Source organism: Prevotella melaninogenica (assembly GCF_018127925.1).
Classification (GTDB): Bacteria; Bacteroidota; Bacteroidia; order Bacteroidales; family Bacteroidaceae; genus Prevotella; species Prevotella melaninogenica_C.
This window is the reverse complement of record NZ_CP072348.1, coordinates 789,325-806,600: the sequence shown is the minus strand read 5'-3', so window position 1 is coordinate 806,600 and position 17,276 is coordinate 789,325. Positions and strand designations below refer to the sequence as shown.

The window sequence follows — 17,276 nt, the reverse complement described above, 5'->3', positions numbered from 1 at the left end:
TTGTTACTTATAGAGAAAGCCTTCATCCTTTTACAAAAGCTATAGCTCTGTAGATGGATGAAGGCTTTTTATTTAGGCTGCTTTTTAGCTCTTTAGAACTTGTAAGTCACTGTAGCTTTTATGCTGCGTGGAGCACCTGGGAAGGAACGGAGTTTGTCGTAACCTCCCACCCAATAAACTTTGTTCATTGCGTTGTCGAGATTTAGCTGTACCTGCAAGTTACGAAGTCGATAATACAGTGCTGCATTGAGGAGTCCATAGCCAGGATAGACAATGGTATTCTCACGTCTTCCAACCTGTCCGTAACGCTTTGTTACAGCATTGAAACCCAGACCAAAACCAAAGTTGCGTAGCGCACCTGTCTGAATGATATATTTCGACCAAATGTTGAATGAGTTACGTGGTGTGTTTGGGCGTTGCATACCATAGTCTTTCTCTGAGTTGGTTGCTGTCTTTGTGATAGCAGCATGGGTGTAGGCATAGTTAGCAACGATACTCCAATTAGGAAGAATGAAACCTGCTACGTCTAATTCAATACCCTTTGAAGTTTCTTCTCCCACTTGTTCCAGCAACTCTGGATTATTTGCATCGTTGGCATTATAGAGTGTATTGCGTTTCTGAAGATGGAAGAAAGAAAGGGTAGTACTGAGTCGTTTGTCAAACCATTCGCCTTTCAAGCCCGCCTCCAACAACTGGCTGTATTCTGGATCAAATGGTCCACCTGTGTTAGGGTTACCCTGTACGGATGCACTCTGTGGCTCAAAGCCTTTTACCCATGTACCATACACATTCAGATTCTTGTTGATAGCAACGACAGCACCAAGACGTGGAATGAAAGCATGCTGTGTGGTGCGGGTCTCCTTATTGGTCTTATAATTTAGTACATCAGTGAATATCTCCTGACGAATACCCAAGAGAAGTTTTACTGGTCCTACTTCCATCTGTTCTTGAAGATAGATGCCATGAGAATACTGTAGGTAAGGAGAGAGTGCAGTTGCAACAAAGACATACTTAGAGTAGTCACGCTCAATGTTGTTATTATTACTTGTCAAGTCATAATAAGGCACATTTGTTTGTGGATTACCATCCTTGTCAAGTACGTATTTCGCAATGTTGGCAGGCTTGAAAGCTGTTGTTGTCGTACCGTCTTTTAGCAGATAGCCTCCTGCAGTCATTGCTGACGAGCCAGCTTGCTGTGCCATTTGGAAATAATCATAGCCAAGGAGGAGGCGATGATTGACAGCTCCTGTGCTTACGTTATAATTGAGATAGGTGTTAAAGCTGTTATTTCTAAAATGACGCTGACGTATAAGGCACTGCATAAGGATGCGAGATGGACTTTGAGAACCGTCAGCCAGTTTCACATAAGCATTTGCCTGATTATGCTCACGAAGGTCTTCATCATAGGAAGAGTTCAGATAGGTAGCATTGAAAGAGAGGTTATCCGTGAACTTATGGGTTACACCAAGCGTAATATTCACGAGGTTCTCCTTTAGATAGTCATTTGTTGCAGAGAGCGAACGACTAATTGGTACTGAATTGAGGTCACCATCTCCAAAGATAGGCTGACCACGGTCAACCTTGCCATCGGTGCGCTGATAAACGATGTCGACGTTAAAGCGTGTCCTTTGTGTTGGGAGGAACGAGAAAGATGGTGCAACTATATAGTTTGTATTTTCTTGTAGGTCACGATAGGAATCTGTATGTTCGTAACCGATATTAAGACGATATAGAAGGGTGTTCTTCTTGTCTAATGGTCCAGTAAAATCTCCGTAGGTGTTCAGTGTGTTGAAGCTACCAACGGTTGTTGATACCGTATTGCGTTGATAAGGCAGTGGCTTCTTTGTTACACGATTAATGACACCACCCGGTGCAGCATTGCCAAAAAGGGCAGAAGCAGGACCTTTGATAACTTCAACACGCTCGATATTTGCCAGTGACTGCTGTTTCCAAAGACTTGTTTGTGCGCGCATACCATTGACAAGGTTTCCTGAATTGCGGTTACCAGTAGTGCGGAAACCACGAATAGAAAAGTCATTGTAGAAGGTGTATTGATTCACACCGCTGATATTCTTTACAACTTCATTAACAGTAGTTGCTCCTTGGTCGCGCACTAACTCCTTTGTTACGTAGCCGATAGACTGTGGAATGTCTTTCAAAGGTGTCTCTGTTTTTGTACCGATGAAAGAGTTGGTATTCTTATAGGAACGTTCGTTACGCCCAATTACTTCAACCGTCTGCAACGTTTGAGCGTGCAGATAAGGAGTTGAGAATAATGTGTCTTGTGTAAGGCTGTCAGTTGGGGCTTTTCCCATAGTGTTTCCTTGTGCATTTATTGGCAGAGCTGCTGAGTATAATAAGGTGCCTGTCAATAAAAGATAAGAGTGTAATCTTTTAACCATATTGATAAATATAATAATCCTGAAATAATTTATAAGCGGTGCAAAAGTATATATAAAATATGAATACTACAATACCTAACAATGGGTAAATTGCTTTTTCTTAAAGTAATAGAAGTATGTCGAAAAAAAGAAGTTGCAATAAAGGATAGGAGTATGGATTGCGTACCTATCTATTACTGCAACTTCTTTTGTATGTTTCAAAGCTGCGCCTTAGTTATTATTGTTTTATAAGTTAATTTACAGCGTTTAGTAGTTTTATTCTTTCAAGAGGTCAGGGCGTAGTCGTTTAGTGCGTTCCATTGCCTGATCAAACTCCCATTGTCTAATCTTAGCCTCGTTTCCACTGAGTAGAATCTCAGGAACATCCCAACCATTATAACTACGAGGGCGAGTGTAGATAGGTGCTGAGAGCATATCATCCATAAAACAGTCTGAGAGTGCACTCTGTTCGTCACTGATAACACCTGGAACCAGTCGTACAACAGCATCAGCAATGATAGCAGCTGGTAGTTCGCCACCTGTTAAAACAAAGTCGCCAACAGAGATTTCACGTGTGATGAGATGGTCGCGTACACGTTGGTCAACACCTTTATAATGTCCTGCAAGAATAATGAAGTTACCTCCCAACGAGAGGTCATTGGCTATCTTCTGATTGAATTGTTCGCCATCAGGTGATGTAAAGATGACTTCGTCGTACTCCCGCTCTTCCTTCAAAGCAGCGATACAACGGTCTATAGGCTCAATCTGCATGACCATACCAGCTTGTCCACCAAAAGGATAGTCGTCAACACGCCGCCATTTATCCTTTGTGTAGTCACGAAGATTGTGCAGACGAATCTCTGCTAACCCTTTCTTTTCAGCTCTGGCAAGGATGCTCTCGTGTACGAATCCTTCCAGCATCTCTGGTAATACGGTGATGATATCTATTCTCATATAGCTACAAAGTTAACTAATCTTTTGCTATTACGTTGATAGTTTAGGATTTTTTTGTAACTTTGCCGTAGATTCTAATATATAAACTAAGAACAGTTATGAAAAGATTCTTTTCCCTCGCTATCTGTATGATAGCAGCTTTTGGTTGTGCAAGTGCACAAAACGTTCAGCTACATTATGACTTGGGTCATAGTCTTTGCAAGGACCTTAATTCACGTACGTCAGTAACAACGACGGTTGAAATGTTCAAACCTGACACTTGGGGTTCTACCTATATGTTTACTGATATTGATTACAAGAGCGATGGTGTAATGGGTGCTTATTGGGAGATTTCACGTGAGTTTAATCTTACGAAGAATAAGCAGTGGGCTGCACATATTGAGTATAATGGTGGTTTAGGCTCTGGTAAAACAATGGATAGCTATTATGGTAACCGTTATCAGCATGCTGTTCTTCTTGGTGGAGCATGGAACTGGGCTTCAAAAGACTTTTCAAAAACGTTTAGCCTTCAGTTAATGTATAAGTATCAGTTTAAGAATGCTCACACTGGTGCACATCCTTTCAGTGGTTTTCAGCTGACAGAGGTGTGGGGAACTACCTTCGCTAAGGGTCTTTGTACGTTCTCTGGGTTCTGTGATCTTTGGTATGATCCAAATGTTAATGGTAAAATGATACTTCTCTCTGAGCCTCAGTTCTGGTTTAATCTCAATACGCTTAAGGGAATGAAAGATGTAAATCTCTCTTTGGGTACTGAGGTTGAGATTAGCAATAATTTCGTATGGAACGACAAAGGACAGAATAACCACTTCTATGCTATCCCTACAGTTGCAGCTAAGTGGACATTCTAAAAGATTTATTTATATATAACAGAAGATGTGTCAAAATGCAAATCTCATTTTGGTAATCTTACAGTTAGAAATAATCCAAAAAAAGACCATTCCTATACTCGGTTTTGAGTAAAGGAATGGTCTTTTCTTTGCCTTTAGAAGAATCCTACTATAAAAACAAACTCTTGAAATACTGCTAATCAAAGTATTGATATAGTTGTACGAATGTTACATTTTAAAGTTTTCTATATATGATATCCCGAGATCTTCTGCAAGTGTTCTTTCTTGAAAAGATAATTTCTTAGCTACAAGTAAAATGACTTCTATTCCATAGTCTTGGCACTCTATCCTTTTTAACGCTTCCATTACAGCTTGATATTTGACACACTGGAAAATACCACGGATAATATCAGACTCTGGAGAGGTACTTGGCTTAACTTCTATAGCCACATGTTTTCTATCTTCAAATTCAAAATAAACATCAAGTCTGTCTCCTGATGGCAATATATATTCTGTTCCTTTAAAAACTATATTGTTAGAATTAATACTTTCTGGATGTTCAAAGATGAATTCCCTTAAGTTTTTATGTTCAACCCCTTCACCTCCATAATTAAATTGTACATTCTTTATGGTATTTAGTTGGTACTCTGAAAGTAGAATAGCTTCCTTCAATCCCAACTCTTTCAATACCCAGTCCCATTTTGTATAAGCGCATGCTTTTTCATTCATCCCAGCAATGAAGATCTTCTTTTCAGGAACAGATAGCTTTTTATAATTAGGATACACAAATTCGAAACCATCAGCGGGAAGGTCTGACTTTGGATTTTTAACTAACGCATTTAGAGTTGGGATATCTACGGCTCCAGTACTCTCTCGAAGTTCTCGTAAAACAGTTTCCACATTTCCAAGTTGCCTTCCAATACCTGAAAAGCGTGTATACCCCAAGGCTGAAAGCAAGTCTCCATAGGTCTTATTAGTTAACCGGAGTTTTGCCCAACTTATGAGAATAGGTATAATTTGACTTACCAACTCTCGAGAACGATTGGTCTGTATAACCGATTCAATAACATTTATAGACATATTATACATTTTTTAGAATTCACCACAAAGATACAACATAATCTTCTGTTTTCCAACGCTGATGACCATTAAATTATCAGAGATATGAAAATAGAGATTGAAAATCATTGGACAAAATGAAAGCCAAATACCGCATATTCTTATTAGGGTTATTAATTAACCATATCCAAATCTATAGAAGATGTTTGGCTGTTTCTTCAAAAAGGGTCTACCTTTTCGGCAAAAAAGGTAGACCTTTTTAATAGAAAAGGTAGACCCTTTTGGCGAAAAAGGTAGACGGTTTTCTGGTAATAGGTAGATGGTTTTACTAAAATAGGTGAACCATTTTGCGAAAAAGGGTTGATAAATGTAAGAAAAAGTATGAACATCTCTTGGAGATAGTCAAGAAATTTCTTACCTTTGTGATATTAATCTACTAACAAGTTGAGGAGGATAAAGCCCCAGCCTCCAAAGGCTTAACAATCGGGGGCAACACTAATTACTATGTCGAACAGACCTATTGCCTATACGCTAAAGGAGCGTAAAGGAACAGTTGGAATTTTGAAAGGAAAAATCGTTGTGCAGGCACATCCTACAGGACGAAAGAGAGTTGATCATCGTAGTTTCTGTGATGAAGTGGCACACGCTACAACGTTCACAGGTGCAGAGGTTGAGGCTGTTCTCAGACTTGCAGCTGAAATAGCAAAAAAGCACGTTGAGAACGGAGACATTGTAGACTTCGGAGACATCGGGACACTTACACCTTCTTTCCAGAGTAAACTGGTTGAGAAAGGAAAAGCGGAGTTCAACCCAAAGGTTCATATTACGAAACCTGTGGTACACCTCACTCCCTCAAAGAAGTATTTTACACTTACTGGCGTGAGCTACGAACGTGTTACTGCGCCTGAAAAGGAAACTAAGAAGCCAGCTAAGAATCACTCTCAATCGGGACCAGAGATTGCAGAGCCATAAGCGGACGAACGAGCGTGACTTTCTAATCTTTACATAGGGGTGTGTCAGAATTCAAATCATTAACTTGACATTTTCAATCTATAAGTAGGATTCTTCTAAAGTTAAAGAAAAGACCATTTCTTTACTCAAAACCGAGTATAGAAATGGTCTTTTGCATTTTGACACACTCTCTTTATATGTTTATAGAATCTATATCTTAGAATAGACTTCCTTCTGTTGGTTGTGAAGATGTTTCTGGTGCTGTAACTTGTGCAAATCGAGCTATGAATTCATCTTCAGAGATAATAGGAATGGAAAGTTCCTTGGCTTTCTGATTTTTTCCAGAAGTACTTTCTACGTCGTTGTTTATAAGATAATTCGTTGATTTAGAAACAGAGCCAGTTACCTTACCACCTTGACTTTCTATGTATGCTTTCAATTCGTTACGGTTCTTATAATGGTGAACATCACCCGTAACGACGAAGGTTAATCCCTGGCAACTATCACCAGTTGGAGCTGATGAAGGTTGACTAACGTTTAGCTCAACCAATAGATGCTGTAGCATTGATTGATTATCAGTATCTTTCATCCAGCGTACAAAGCTTGCACTCTTCTCTGGTCCAATACCAGCAATGGTTGAGAAGACATCTTCTGTAGCACTTTCTGTAGCCGTTTTAATAAGTTCCTCCAATGGATATGCTGATAAAAGACGATTACAAACATCCTGTCCAACAAGTGGAATGTTTAAAGCAAAGAGCAGACGACGTGCTTCTACATTACGTGCTTTTTCAATAGCAGCCAATATTTTAGTGACACTCTTGTTTCCGAAACCTTCCATTGTACGCAGCTCTGTGGTATGTTCTGTAAGATGGAAAAGGTCGGCATACTCACGAACCCAGCCAAGATTAATAAATTTCTGCACGGTTTGTTCAGAGAGTCCGTCAATGTTTACACCTTCTTTTGATACAAATCTACCAAACTTCTTCAGCTGTTTAGCTGGACAATGTGTATTGGTACAGTGTAGTGTGCGTGTTCCACTAACCTCACTTTCGCTAACTTCTGTAGCAGAATGGCATACTGGACATGTCTCAGGAATATGGAAAGTACCAACGCTTTCAATAACGTTAATAACCTTCGGAATAATCTTATTAGCTTTGATAACAGCTATCTTCGTACCTTTATCACCAATCCCTAATCGTTCACACTCGGAGATGTTGCAAAGTGATGCACGTTTAACGGTTGTTCCTTCTAAGTCTACAGGGCGAAAAACAGCTACTGGTGAGATTGTTGAAGCAGCACATGACCATTCTATATAGTCTAATTCTGTTTCAGCACTCTCGTCTTGCCATTTAAAAGCATAGCCTGCACGTGTGGCGTGATGACCAGTGACAGAACCTGTTGCAGCATAGGCTGTGTCGTCGTATGAGATGACCAAGCCATCAACAGGGTAGGGGAATGGTGATGAACTCACACCAGTAACTCTTTCTGTCCAATGATGAATGACTGCTTCTATGTTATTAACGGTAGGCTGTTCAATGAGCTCTCTGTCGACAACTCTGAACCCTTGGTGTTCAAGCCATTCCATGCGTCCGCCCCAAGAGTTTATTTCTTCCTCTGTATAAACGAGTGTAAAGGGAATCCAGCGCAGGTGACGGGCTTTCACCTCATTGATATCTTTCAAAGTGAGAGAGCCCGATGCGAGGTTGCGAGGGTTGGCATATTCTTCCTCTGCCTCTATGTTAAACTGTTCAAAATCAGGATAACTGATGACAGCTTCACCACGGATAACAAGATGCCCCTTGTAGGGAATGGTTTGCAAGATACCATCAATAGCCGTAGAAAGATGAGTAATATTGGTGCCAATATGACCGTTTCCACGTGTGACAACCTTAGTCAGTTTACCATTATCGTATGTAACAACAAGTGTCAATCCATCCAACTTCCATGAGAGCCATATAGGTCTATTCTCTGCCCATTTCGCCAAGTCTTCTACCTTCTTAGTCTTTGCCAAGGAGAGTGCAGGGAATTCATGTTTTTCCTTTTTGCCAGTAACATTATCGGCAGATACATTTTGTGTTGGAGAATCGGGGAGTATAATACCTGTTTCTTCTTCTAACTTTTTTAGCTTATCAAAGGCTGCATCCCATTCATAGTCAGTCATAAGTTCATCACGACCATTGTAATAAGCGTCGGATGCAGCATTAAGTTGATTAACAAGTGATTGTATTTCTGTGTTCATTGTTCTGTTTGTTGATTGACGATAACAAATCGTACTAAATGAGTATAAGTAGAGGCAGGTAGTGGAAGGAGGCTGATTTTATTTCCAAAGCTGTTTGATGAGTGCCGCATCAGTCTCAGTCCAATCGAGTTTTGAGAACTCTTCTGGTTTCAACCAACAGGAGTCAATATGTTCGAGAAGTTTAAAATTATTGTCATGTGCCATACAGTCGTAGGCGGTAAGGCAGATTGAAAAGTCTGGATAGTCATATTCAACGCTCCCAAGTTTTGCTCCGACATAGATGTCCCAGTCCATTTCCTCAAGTATTTCACGACGTAAAGCCTCATGATCATTTTCCCCTTCATTGACTTTACCACCAGGAAACTCCCAATGTTCAGCAATATAATTAGGACCTTTGCGCAATCGCTGTGTACATAGAATCTTATCACCATCATGAATAACAGCGCAGACAACGTTGAGATGTTTCTTTTCCATAATTTTATCTATCGTTCGGTTATTTTCGACCTCTTATTTCTTGCTTTATTTGCAAATATACTACAATTTGCCAAATAAGTCTATCTTTCTTAGAATTAATTTCAATTCTTTATAGGCAACTCATATCTTTTGCGTATCTTTGTACACTAATAAAATATTAGAAATTATAATCATTTATGTCTACACTAACAATTGCGATTATTGTAGTCTTCGTGCTGGGCTATGCGCTCATTGCAATGGAGAGCCTTACTAAGGTTAACAAGGCAGCAGTTGCCTTATTGATGTTTGTTTTCTGCTGGACACTTTACATGTTTGATCCAGCACCGTTTGTACAGCTGATGCACCCAGAGTTTAAGGGTGTGGGTGATCAGTTAGTTACATTTGCCAACAAGTTGATAACCGAGCATCTTGGTGACACTGCAACTACGCTTTTCTTCCTCATGGGAGCGATGACAATCGTTGAGATTGTTGATCAGAATGGTGGCTTTAATTGGGTTAAAGACGTGATGCGTTCTAAGTCAAAGCGTAGTTTATTATGGAAGATAGCCTTCATGACATTCTTCCTTTCAGCTATCTTGGACAACTTGACAACAAGTATTGTGATGATTATGATTCTTCGCAAGCTCGTTCAAGACCATAAGGACCGTATGATTTATGCGTCATTGGTTATCATTGCCGCCAACTCGGGTGGTGCTTTCTCACCAATCGGTGATGTGACAACTATCATGTTGTGGAATGCAGGAATGATAACAGCTGGTGGCGTGATAAGCGAGATTTTCATTCCATCTCTTATATCAATGATTATCCCAGCCTTTGTTCTTCAGTTCTTATTAAAGGGCAAGTTAGGTGGTGATATGTTAGAGACCGATCACTCTTGTGATACTGAACTATTAGAGTTCAATGGCTCACAACGCAAGATAATCTTTGCCATTGGTGTGGGTGGACTCTGTTTCGTACCAGTATTCCATTATTTCACAGACCTTCCCCCATTCGTTGGAATCCTCTTTGTCCTGGGTATTCTTTGGACGATTACAGAGATATTTTATCGCAAGCTACATCGTGCTAAGGGCGATAGCGAAGACTTCTCTAAGCGTGTCACCAATCTGTTGAGCCGTATTGACATGTCAACAATCCTCTTCTTCCTTGGTATTTTGATGGCTGTTGCCTGTCTTGAAGAAGTGGGAGTATTACACGAACTCGGTGGAGGATTAAACAGTTTCTTCCAAGGTAATCATTATGCAGTGACGGGTATCATTGGAGTATTATCGTCTATTGTTGACAACGTCCCACTTGTTGCAGGTAGTATGGGTATGTATCCTGTTCAGGCAACAGGCGACATGGCTGTTGATGGTATCTTCTGGCAGCTATTGGCTTATTGTGCTGGGGTGGGTGGTTCTATCCTTATCATCGGTTCTGCAGCAGGTGTTGTCGTAATGGGATTGGAGAAGATAACCTTTGGTTGGTACATGAAGAAGATTTCGTGGATAGCTTTCTTGGGTTATCTCTGTGGTATTCTCTCTTATTGGGTTATCCGTACATTTATCTTCACAACTCCGTTGTAAGAGTTACTATTAAATTCAGATTTCATAATTCAAAATTAGGGTCTCCCCAAGCCGAAAGGAGGGGATGTCTCCTAAACACGCCACAAAATAAGGACAGACGCTCTCGTCTGTCCTTAATTTATGGAGATTGAGAAAAACCTATCCTAACTAGCTCCCGTAGGCACTCCCCCTCCTTTGGAAAGGCTTGGGGAGGCTTCTTTAGGGGCGGCTTCCTTTCCTACCCAACCTGTGGTCCAGGATGCTCTTCACTCCCCTCTCCTTTCGGCTTGGGGTTGGGGGTGAGGCTTTCCTTCCACTCTTCCCAATGAATGTTATCAGAAACCAGCGAGCGAGTGGCAACTTTATTGCTCTGCGTGCGAGAAGTCTCGGGGATAAAACGCACACGGACATTCTTTATTTGCTTTGCCGTCACCTCTTCAGGCTTTGCAATACCCTTATCGGCGTTGATGGTGTAGTAAAACGTACCTATGCCCTCCAACTTCACCGTGCGACCTTCTGCCATAAAAGCAGCCATAACAACTCCTAAGTCTTTCAACACCGCATACGTGTCACCGCGACTCACGGTCGAAATCAATGCCAATCGGTCAGCCACTTGATCTGTTGTTACGGGCTTTCCAACGGTTATCGCTTCCGGATACCATAGCCCCGTCAACTTTTTCTTTACTTTCTTAAAAAATGCCATAATCTCAATGTTTTAAAGTTGGTAAATACAATATGTAAATTATTTTCTTATTCGAGCCACCCTCGGTATGGGACTGAGGGTACCTAAGTATCATACTTAGGGTACCTGAGTATCATACTTAGACCCCCTAAGTATCATACTTAGATACCCTATTTATAAGACCTTGATTGTCAGCCACTTATAAAGGGTTTATTTTTACCCCTTTTTGTCATATTTTTTCGCATTAATTATCTACTATTGTTTATCAAACAGAGTAGAAGATAACCACTCATGAATATATCTTAGGTGTCGCCTTTTAGATAGCGACACCTATAAAAGACAATCGCAAGGACTACTCAAACGTCCCAACAATGAACCCGTCTGAGCGGCTGTTGAATTGCACTACGACGCCAACACTGCTGAATGCCAGACTGCATGCTTGGAGATTGTTTGAAGGATCGGCACTTGACGACCAATAGCCGACGTTGAGACCAATGCCGAGCAGCTGACAAGAGTTGCTAATGCTATTACAGTCGTACCAACCCAAAGTGGGCAAGTAGAAGTAATTGCTTGCGTTGGCTGCGGAAGGGAGATCTGAGCTGACACTACTATTGTTGTACTCCTTCCGTGTTGTACGTAAATCTGTTAAACGATCGTAGGACTTCTCTGTATCATAATTATTCTCTGCTTTCAAAACAGATTTCTTCTTAAACCACATACCACCTTTATATATGTGACCCATAGTAGTCCATAATTCGTTTGTGTCCCAATGAGGATCACCAGCCATGCAATACCAAGACATCTCGTTGGCATTAGGAAGGGTAGCACATGAATGGGTAGCTTGGAATGCACCGCTGCCCTCGTGAAACCAACGAGAGTCAGTGTTGCTCTTGGCGTAGTTGCTGGAAGTTGTTGCACCTGGAAGCCCGTTATTAATGGTTGGCTGGCCTACGCCTGATCCCAAGTTCTTTGTCCATTCGTAACCATACCAATATAGCTGCTGAGCATCCCACATAGAGTAATGGTCGCCATCGTAATCATGCGGATCAAGATTAGCTGTTATATCATGAATTGAACCTGCCGTACAATTTACCGTAACGATCTTTGATACTGTTCCCTCTATTGTGCCATCTGGATTGTCAGTTGTATTGCGAAGCCAATAACGAATGCGGAAAGTATGTGTACCAGGAGCAACGACTGCATAGGTTGCATTCTTGCTCATATCATCAGCAGAGTTATCAATTGCAAAGCCCGAACCAGTTGTTACGGTGATTGTCTTTGAACCGCCTGAAGCGAGGGTAAGAGCTCCATTGGCAGCTATGTTGTAAGTACCAGCAATATCGTCATCGCTCATAATCTCAACCTTAATCAACTTACTGCGATTTACGTATGGGTTACTTGATCGAGGGATAAAACAGAGATAAGCAGCCTTGTGATTAAGGGTGAATTTGTAATTACTGCCCGCTTTGTTACCTGTTGCGATACCAAAATCGCCGGATTCACCTGCATGGTCAAAGTTGTTTGGGGCAGACTGTGCTTGTGTTGCCTTTATCTCTACTTGTGGTTGCGTCCCCGAAATAGTCTTGTTTGTGTAAAGAATATCGTGTGTAGAACCTGTATAAGTACCAGAAAGGGCAAACATTCCTTGTGCCTTATTAGTAGCAAAGGGGAATGTTACAGCTCCACTCTGCTGCCAGTTTCCTCCATCGTCCTTTACCCATATCTTGTCTGTGCTGCTCCAATTCACAGAAGCATCTGAACCCTTTGTATGATTAAGAATGGCTGTACGTGTTGTGACTTCCGTTTGAGAAGTACCTGTAAAGACGGTTGTACCAGCAGGGATATTATCTTTCTTTTGCTTGTTCTCTTGTGCAACGTCGTCATTCGCACAGCTAGCAGTAAACAATAAGGCTGCGAAACCATAACACATACCTCGCATTACTGAACCTATAGTTGTTCTCTTCATAAACTTATTCATTTTAGTTTTCCTTTCTTATAATCTTTAGTCCTTTTCTGTATTGTCCCAAGAAAATCCTTCCTGGTCTTCGTCTTCTTCTTCGTTAAAGAAGTTACGCTTTGCATCGCCCGTTACCGTTCCTGACTGAATCTTTCCAGCATTACCACTGGCAGTGCCTAACAGGGCTTCTGTCTCCGTGCAAATGATGTTGCATTGAGGCTTTAGATAAATCTTTCTTTCTGTTGCTATCATTTTGTTTTAAAGTTAAAGGATACAGAGTTAATGTATCCATTGTTTTATTGATTAAAAATAGTTGTTATTTCGTGCTTAATTTCTCTATAATTCGGTTTAGGTACGGACACAAAAAAAGAACAAAGGAAACTCCTAGAAGTCCTTTGTTTACAGGGTTTGCGGCACGCTTCGCGCGCGCGTACGCGAGAAGAAAAAAATGTGTAATTTACGTCTGCTCTACTAGAGAGAGAGAGAGAGAGAGAGAGAGAGAGAGAGAGAGAGAGAGAGAGTATACAAATATTTGGAACTACCAAATAATTTACTATCTTTTTCTCGTATTTAGATGTTAAAGATTCCAACGCAATAGCAAGTGCATTTACACCTTTATTATATAAGGCGCAAACGTTAGCTTGATTGAATTTAGTTGTTTGTAACATCATTATTAATAAGTTAATTCTCACTCAACGGGCGCAAAGGTAATAAGATTAAATGGAATGGGCAAGGAAAAGAAGAAAAAAAAGCCTCACCCCCAACCCCTCTCCGAGATGGAGAGGGGAGTAAATAGTACTGTTTGCAGGGGATGAGAAAAGGATTTGCTAAGAAAGTGTAGGGTTGTTTAATTAGCAAATTTAATCTTGTGTGCATCATATCCTACAAGGATAGGACCTTGAATCAGCTTACCTTCAGGGCTATAATAGAACACTCTACTTGGTTCTGAATACTTGGGAGTGTCAATAACGTAGATGTAACCTTTACTGTCTACGCTAACCTGTGATGGGGAAATAAGACCTTCTAGGTTTAATTCTTTCTGCTCCTTTGTTGCTATGTCATAAGTAAAAGCTTTGTTTACCACAAAACGTTTAAGTGTGTAGTCGTATTGGGTAGAGAAGCAGATCAATCTGTTCTTTGTCTTGTCATAACCAAAGATGTTGGCTTTGCATAGCGTTGTGACTTGGTCAGTCTTGGCATCAATGACTTGCACAGCAGCATCCTCCCCATGGAATGAAGATGCGAAGTAAACCTTATCACCGACAGCAATGCTCTGGTCGTAGGGATTCAAAGCAACTTGAAGTTCCTTTATCTTCTTAAAGGTATTGAGGTCGACTACTGATACTGACTTTCCTGTTCCATCATAGTTATAGTCACTCATATTGACATAAAGCTTGCCATTAGCCACAGATAGAGCCTCTGGATGTGAGCCAACGATAACTGAATCGATAATGGTTTTCTTATAGTCATTGGGATTTACTTTATATACTTTACCCGTATAAGCAGAGAAATAGACGTACTTACCATCTGTAGCCAAGAATCTTGGTTGTGTGTTATGGAGTTTCACTCTGTGCTCTAATTTCCCTAAGCGGTTAAGAATTTCAAGCTTTGACGAACTAGTACTTGTAACGATAATCTTGTTACCAACGATGATAAGGTCTTGTGCATCGCCAATCCCTGTACCATTCTGTGCCTGATATGCGTCATAATAAAGGAATGGTGCATTAGGACGATTCCCCGTATTATAGTCAAGCAGACCTACGGTGCCGTCATTCTTCATGTAATTACCAGCACAAGGAATGTAGGTGTTAGTACTTGACAGGCTTGGCTGGACACCATCATCATAGCCATTGTCATCACTACAAGCAGTGAATGTGAGCGCAGACATGAGGATAATGCCTAACGCAAGTAGATTCTTTTTCATTGTCTTCATTGTTTTGTTTATAATTGGTTTTACTTAATCGTTCTTTACTCAAAGTTCCCAGCTTACAGACAGGCGCCAGTTGGTACCTGGCATTGGATAGAAGCGAACAACCTCATAATTCTTGTTGCCAAGATTGCGGACATCAAACTGTACTCGTAATTGCTGCTTATTGATGTTGAACTCCCGAGAGAGTGTGATGCTATGGTCGGTAAAGCCTGACATACGGTTATGTGGAATGTTATATCCTAAGGTATATCGTTCTCCCATAAGGAGGACATTGTATCCGAAATCTAGCCAAGGGGAGTGTATCAATATGTTTGCAGAGCCTGAATGGTGAGGTGTATAAGCTATTTGGTCTCCATAGGATAGCTCCGAAAGATCAGTCCTATCGGTTGCACTTAGGTAACTATAGCTGCCAGTCGCACTCACGGACCAATCATTACCCCATCTCTTCTCTATGTTTGCTGATACATCCAGCCCTAATTGGCGCACCTTCCCAGCGTTCATCATCTGCCAATAGAACATCTTTGGTACCGCAATAATCTTATCGGTGACATTGCCGAAATACCCATCAGCGGTCAAGGAAAGCTGGAGTGTACGATTAAAGGTGTGCGAGTAAGTGGCACCAAGGTTCCACATGCGTGATTTCTCAGGGTTTAGATGGCGGTTGCCGATACCTGTATAATAAAGTTCATTGAGTGTTGGAGTACGGAAGATGTCCTTATATCCAAAGCGGAGGCGGAAGTCTTGCAGACAACGCCACTGCATACTAAAGGCAGGCGACAGTCTGTGAAATCCGTTTGAAGCGTTCCCTTGCTTTACACTTTCATAGATGTTCGTTGCAAGAAGAGATGCATTGACACTGAATGCGCCTATCTGATAGTTAGCTGCTAAAGCTGTCCACAGCGAGTTGCGGGTAGGGTTGGCAGCTTTCGGAAGCGTCATGGATAGATGGTTATGCGCATAATCCTGTGCGAAGGAAAGGTTTAATCCCTGCAAAGGATTTGTCCACAGAGTCGCTGTAAGGTAAGTCTCGTTCTGTCGGTAGGTATCTTCTTTATATCCACTGGCAGGTATATCCGAATAGCGTGACCATGAATAATTCCATTTAGCAGCTGCTTTCAACTTGATACGCTGGCTAAATTGGTTTTCATAGAATAGTTGTGTGAAGACATTTTTGTCTACTAATCGCTCAGCAGAGTAGGTGTTATCATAGATGACAGCACCCGGTAAGCCTCGATGAGAGGTGAAACCGTATGTCTTCCACTTCAGTATTTGATTATCATTGAGTTGATAATCAAGGTTAATTTCTCCTCTCCAAGTCTCAATGTCACTATTGTTACGTCGTTCATTGATAGTCTTAACACCATTTTTCAATTTGAAAGCGTAAACGCCATCAGCCCTTTCATAGCTTCCGTATGCCCCAATACCAAGGCGTGAAAACTGCTGGTGGAAGAGTAGGGAAGGTGAGAATAGACCATAACTACCTGTTCGGATGGTTGCCGCGAGCTGAGTCTTCTTTCTTGTTGATTGACCATTACGGTCTGTATAGCCTTGCAGTGTACTAATATTAATCATTCCCGCAGAAGCATATGACTTTGCACTCTGATAAATATTGTCGTCTTGACCAATTTGAAGACTGATGAGTGAGATATTATCGAGGGTAAAGCGAGATAGGTCTACTTGTCCGCTTTGACAGTCACCTACCTGAACACCATCATAAACGACTCCCGTATGACCAGCTCCAAGACCACGGATGTTGACCGTCTTCATACCGCCTACACCACCATAGTCTTTCACTTGTACACCTGCAAATCGTTTCAAGGCATCGCCCATATCGTGGATGCCAAGTCGTTCCATATCAGCATGTGAAAGTGTCTGTACTGGCGAACTTGCCAATACATTTCCAGAAATGCGAAAGCCATTGACCACAAGCTCATCTATGGTTTGTGTTGTGTCAGATTCAATAGTCTGTGCTATCGCACCGAGTGGGCACAATAAAAGTAAGAAAGAAGCCAACTGCCTCATATCTCTTTCTGTAATCAAATGGTTCTATGCAGTGCCCTTCCTCGAGGGATGCAATGACTTGCAATGGCAGGTCTTCTGACTTGTTATCCAATGTAGGTAAGCACCTTCCCGGTTTTATATTCACCAGTGGTATCAGCTTACCAATGAGAGACAACTTACAGCTGCGGGACAGTAGCGGAATTACACCGCTTTCCCTTTTTAATCATGATAGTAATGAACCTATTGCATATGCAAAGATACGACAAAGGGGAGAGATAGG

At 41.2% G+C, this 17,276-nt stretch carries 13 protein-coding genes and 1 riboswitch; of the genes, 3 read left to right on the top strand and 10 right to left on the bottom strand.

Annotated features, from left to right (window positions below):
* Positions 1-92 precede the first annotated feature (92 nt).
* On the bottom strand, positions 93-2,315 hold the full coding sequence (locus J4861_RS08860; RefSeq protein ID WP_249110926.1) for a TonB-dependent siderophore receptor: 2,223 nt from the start codon (positions 2,313-2,315) through the stop codon (positions 93-95).
* Positions 2,316-2,657: 342 nt separating this feature from the next.
* Positions 2,658-3,335: a tRNA (guanosine(37)-N1)-methyltransferase TrmD gene (gene trmD, locus J4861_RS08855; protein WP_036922392.1), complete on the bottom strand. Its 678-nt coding sequence runs from the start codon at positions 3,333-3,335 to the stop codon at positions 2,658-2,660.
* A 98-nt stretch (positions 3,336-3,433) separates the two neighbouring features.
* Between trmD and J4861_RS08850 the strand changes: the two genes are divergently transcribed.
* On the top strand, positions 3,434-4,183 hold the full coding sequence (locus tag J4861_RS08850) for a nucleoside-specific channel-forming Tsx family protein (RefSeq protein ID WP_211817660.1): 750 nt from the start codon (positions 3,434-3,436) through the stop codon (positions 4,181-4,183).
* Between the two features lie 207 nt (positions 4,184-4,390).
* Here J4861_RS08850 and J4861_RS08845 read toward each other — a convergent pair whose 3' ends face one another.
* On the bottom strand, positions 4,391-5,242 hold the full coding sequence (locus tag J4861_RS08845) for a hypothetical protein (RefSeq protein ID WP_211817659.1): 852 nt from the start codon (positions 5,240-5,242) through the stop codon (positions 4,391-4,393).
* Between the two features lie 483 nt (positions 5,243-5,725).
* Between J4861_RS08845 and J4861_RS08840 the strand changes: the two genes are divergently transcribed.
* Complete coding sequence (locus tag J4861_RS08840) at positions 5,726-6,193, top strand: HU family DNA-binding protein (RefSeq protein ID WP_211817658.1); 468 nt, start codon at positions 5,726-5,728, stop codon at positions 6,191-6,193.
* Between the two features lie 196 nt (positions 6,194-6,389).
* Here J4861_RS08840 and ligA read toward each other — a convergent pair whose 3' ends face one another.
* A complete protein-coding gene (ligA, locus tag J4861_RS08835; RefSeq protein WP_211817657.1) occupies positions 6,390-8,411 on the bottom strand; it encodes an NAD-dependent DNA ligase LigA in 2,022 nt (673 codons plus the stop codon).
* Positions 8,412-8,489: 78 nt separating this feature from the next.
* The gene (locus J4861_RS08830; protein WP_211817656.1) at positions 8,490-8,885 is read right to left on the bottom strand and encodes a (deoxy)nucleoside triphosphate pyrophosphohydrolase; all 396 of its coding nucleotides are present in this window, start codon (positions 8,883-8,885) and stop codon (positions 8,490-8,492) included.
* A 176-nt stretch (positions 8,886-9,061) separates the two neighbouring features.
* Here J4861_RS08830 and nhaD point away from each other — a divergent pair, with 176 nt between their 5' ends.
* Complete coding sequence (gene nhaD, locus J4861_RS08825; protein WP_211817655.1) at positions 9,062-10,447, top strand: sodium:proton antiporter NhaD; 1,386 nt, start codon at positions 9,062-9,064, stop codon at positions 10,445-10,447.
* A 217-nt stretch (positions 10,448-10,664) separates the two neighbouring features.
* Here nhaD and J4861_RS08820 read toward each other — a convergent pair whose 3' ends face one another.
* The 5 genes from J4861_RS08820 to J4861_RS08800 all read right to left on the bottom strand — a co-directional run bounded on the left by J4861_RS08820 (position 10,665) and on the right by J4861_RS08800 (position 17,017).
* Positions 10,665-11,129, bottom strand: a complete 465-nt coding sequence (locus J4861_RS08820) for an HU family DNA-binding protein (RefSeq protein WP_211817654.1) — start codon at positions 11,127-11,129, stop codon at positions 10,665-10,667.
* A 331-nt stretch (positions 11,130-11,460) separates the two neighbouring features.
* Positions 11,461-13,086 carry a hypothetical protein gene (locus J4861_RS08815; protein ID WP_211817653.1) on the bottom strand — a complete coding sequence of 542 codons (1,626 nt, stop codon included), beginning with the start codon at positions 13,084-13,086 and terminating at the stop codon, positions 11,461-11,463.
* Positions 13,087-13,110: 24 nt separating this feature from the next.
* Positions 13,111-13,317 (bottom strand): hypothetical protein, encoded by a 207-nt coding sequence (locus tag J4861_RS08810; RefSeq protein ID WP_211817652.1) that lies wholly within the window; start codon positions 13,315-13,317, stop codon positions 13,111-13,113.
* Positions 13,318-13,912: 595 nt separating this feature from the next.
* On the bottom strand, positions 13,913-14,989 hold the full coding sequence (locus J4861_RS08805; RefSeq protein ID WP_211817775.1) for a YncE family protein: 1,077 nt from the start codon (positions 14,987-14,989) through the stop codon (positions 13,913-13,915).
* A gap of 48 nt (positions 14,990-15,037) precedes the next feature.
* Positions 15,038-17,017 (bottom strand): TonB-dependent receptor plug domain-containing protein, encoded by a 1,980-nt coding sequence (locus J4861_RS08800; RefSeq protein ID WP_211817651.1) that lies wholly within the window; start codon positions 17,015-17,017, stop codon positions 15,038-15,040.
* Positions 17,018-17,065: 48 nt separating this feature from the next.
* Positions 17,066-17,256, bottom strand: a riboswitch (cobalamin riboswitch).
* Positions 17,257-17,276: the final 20 nt, after the last annotated feature.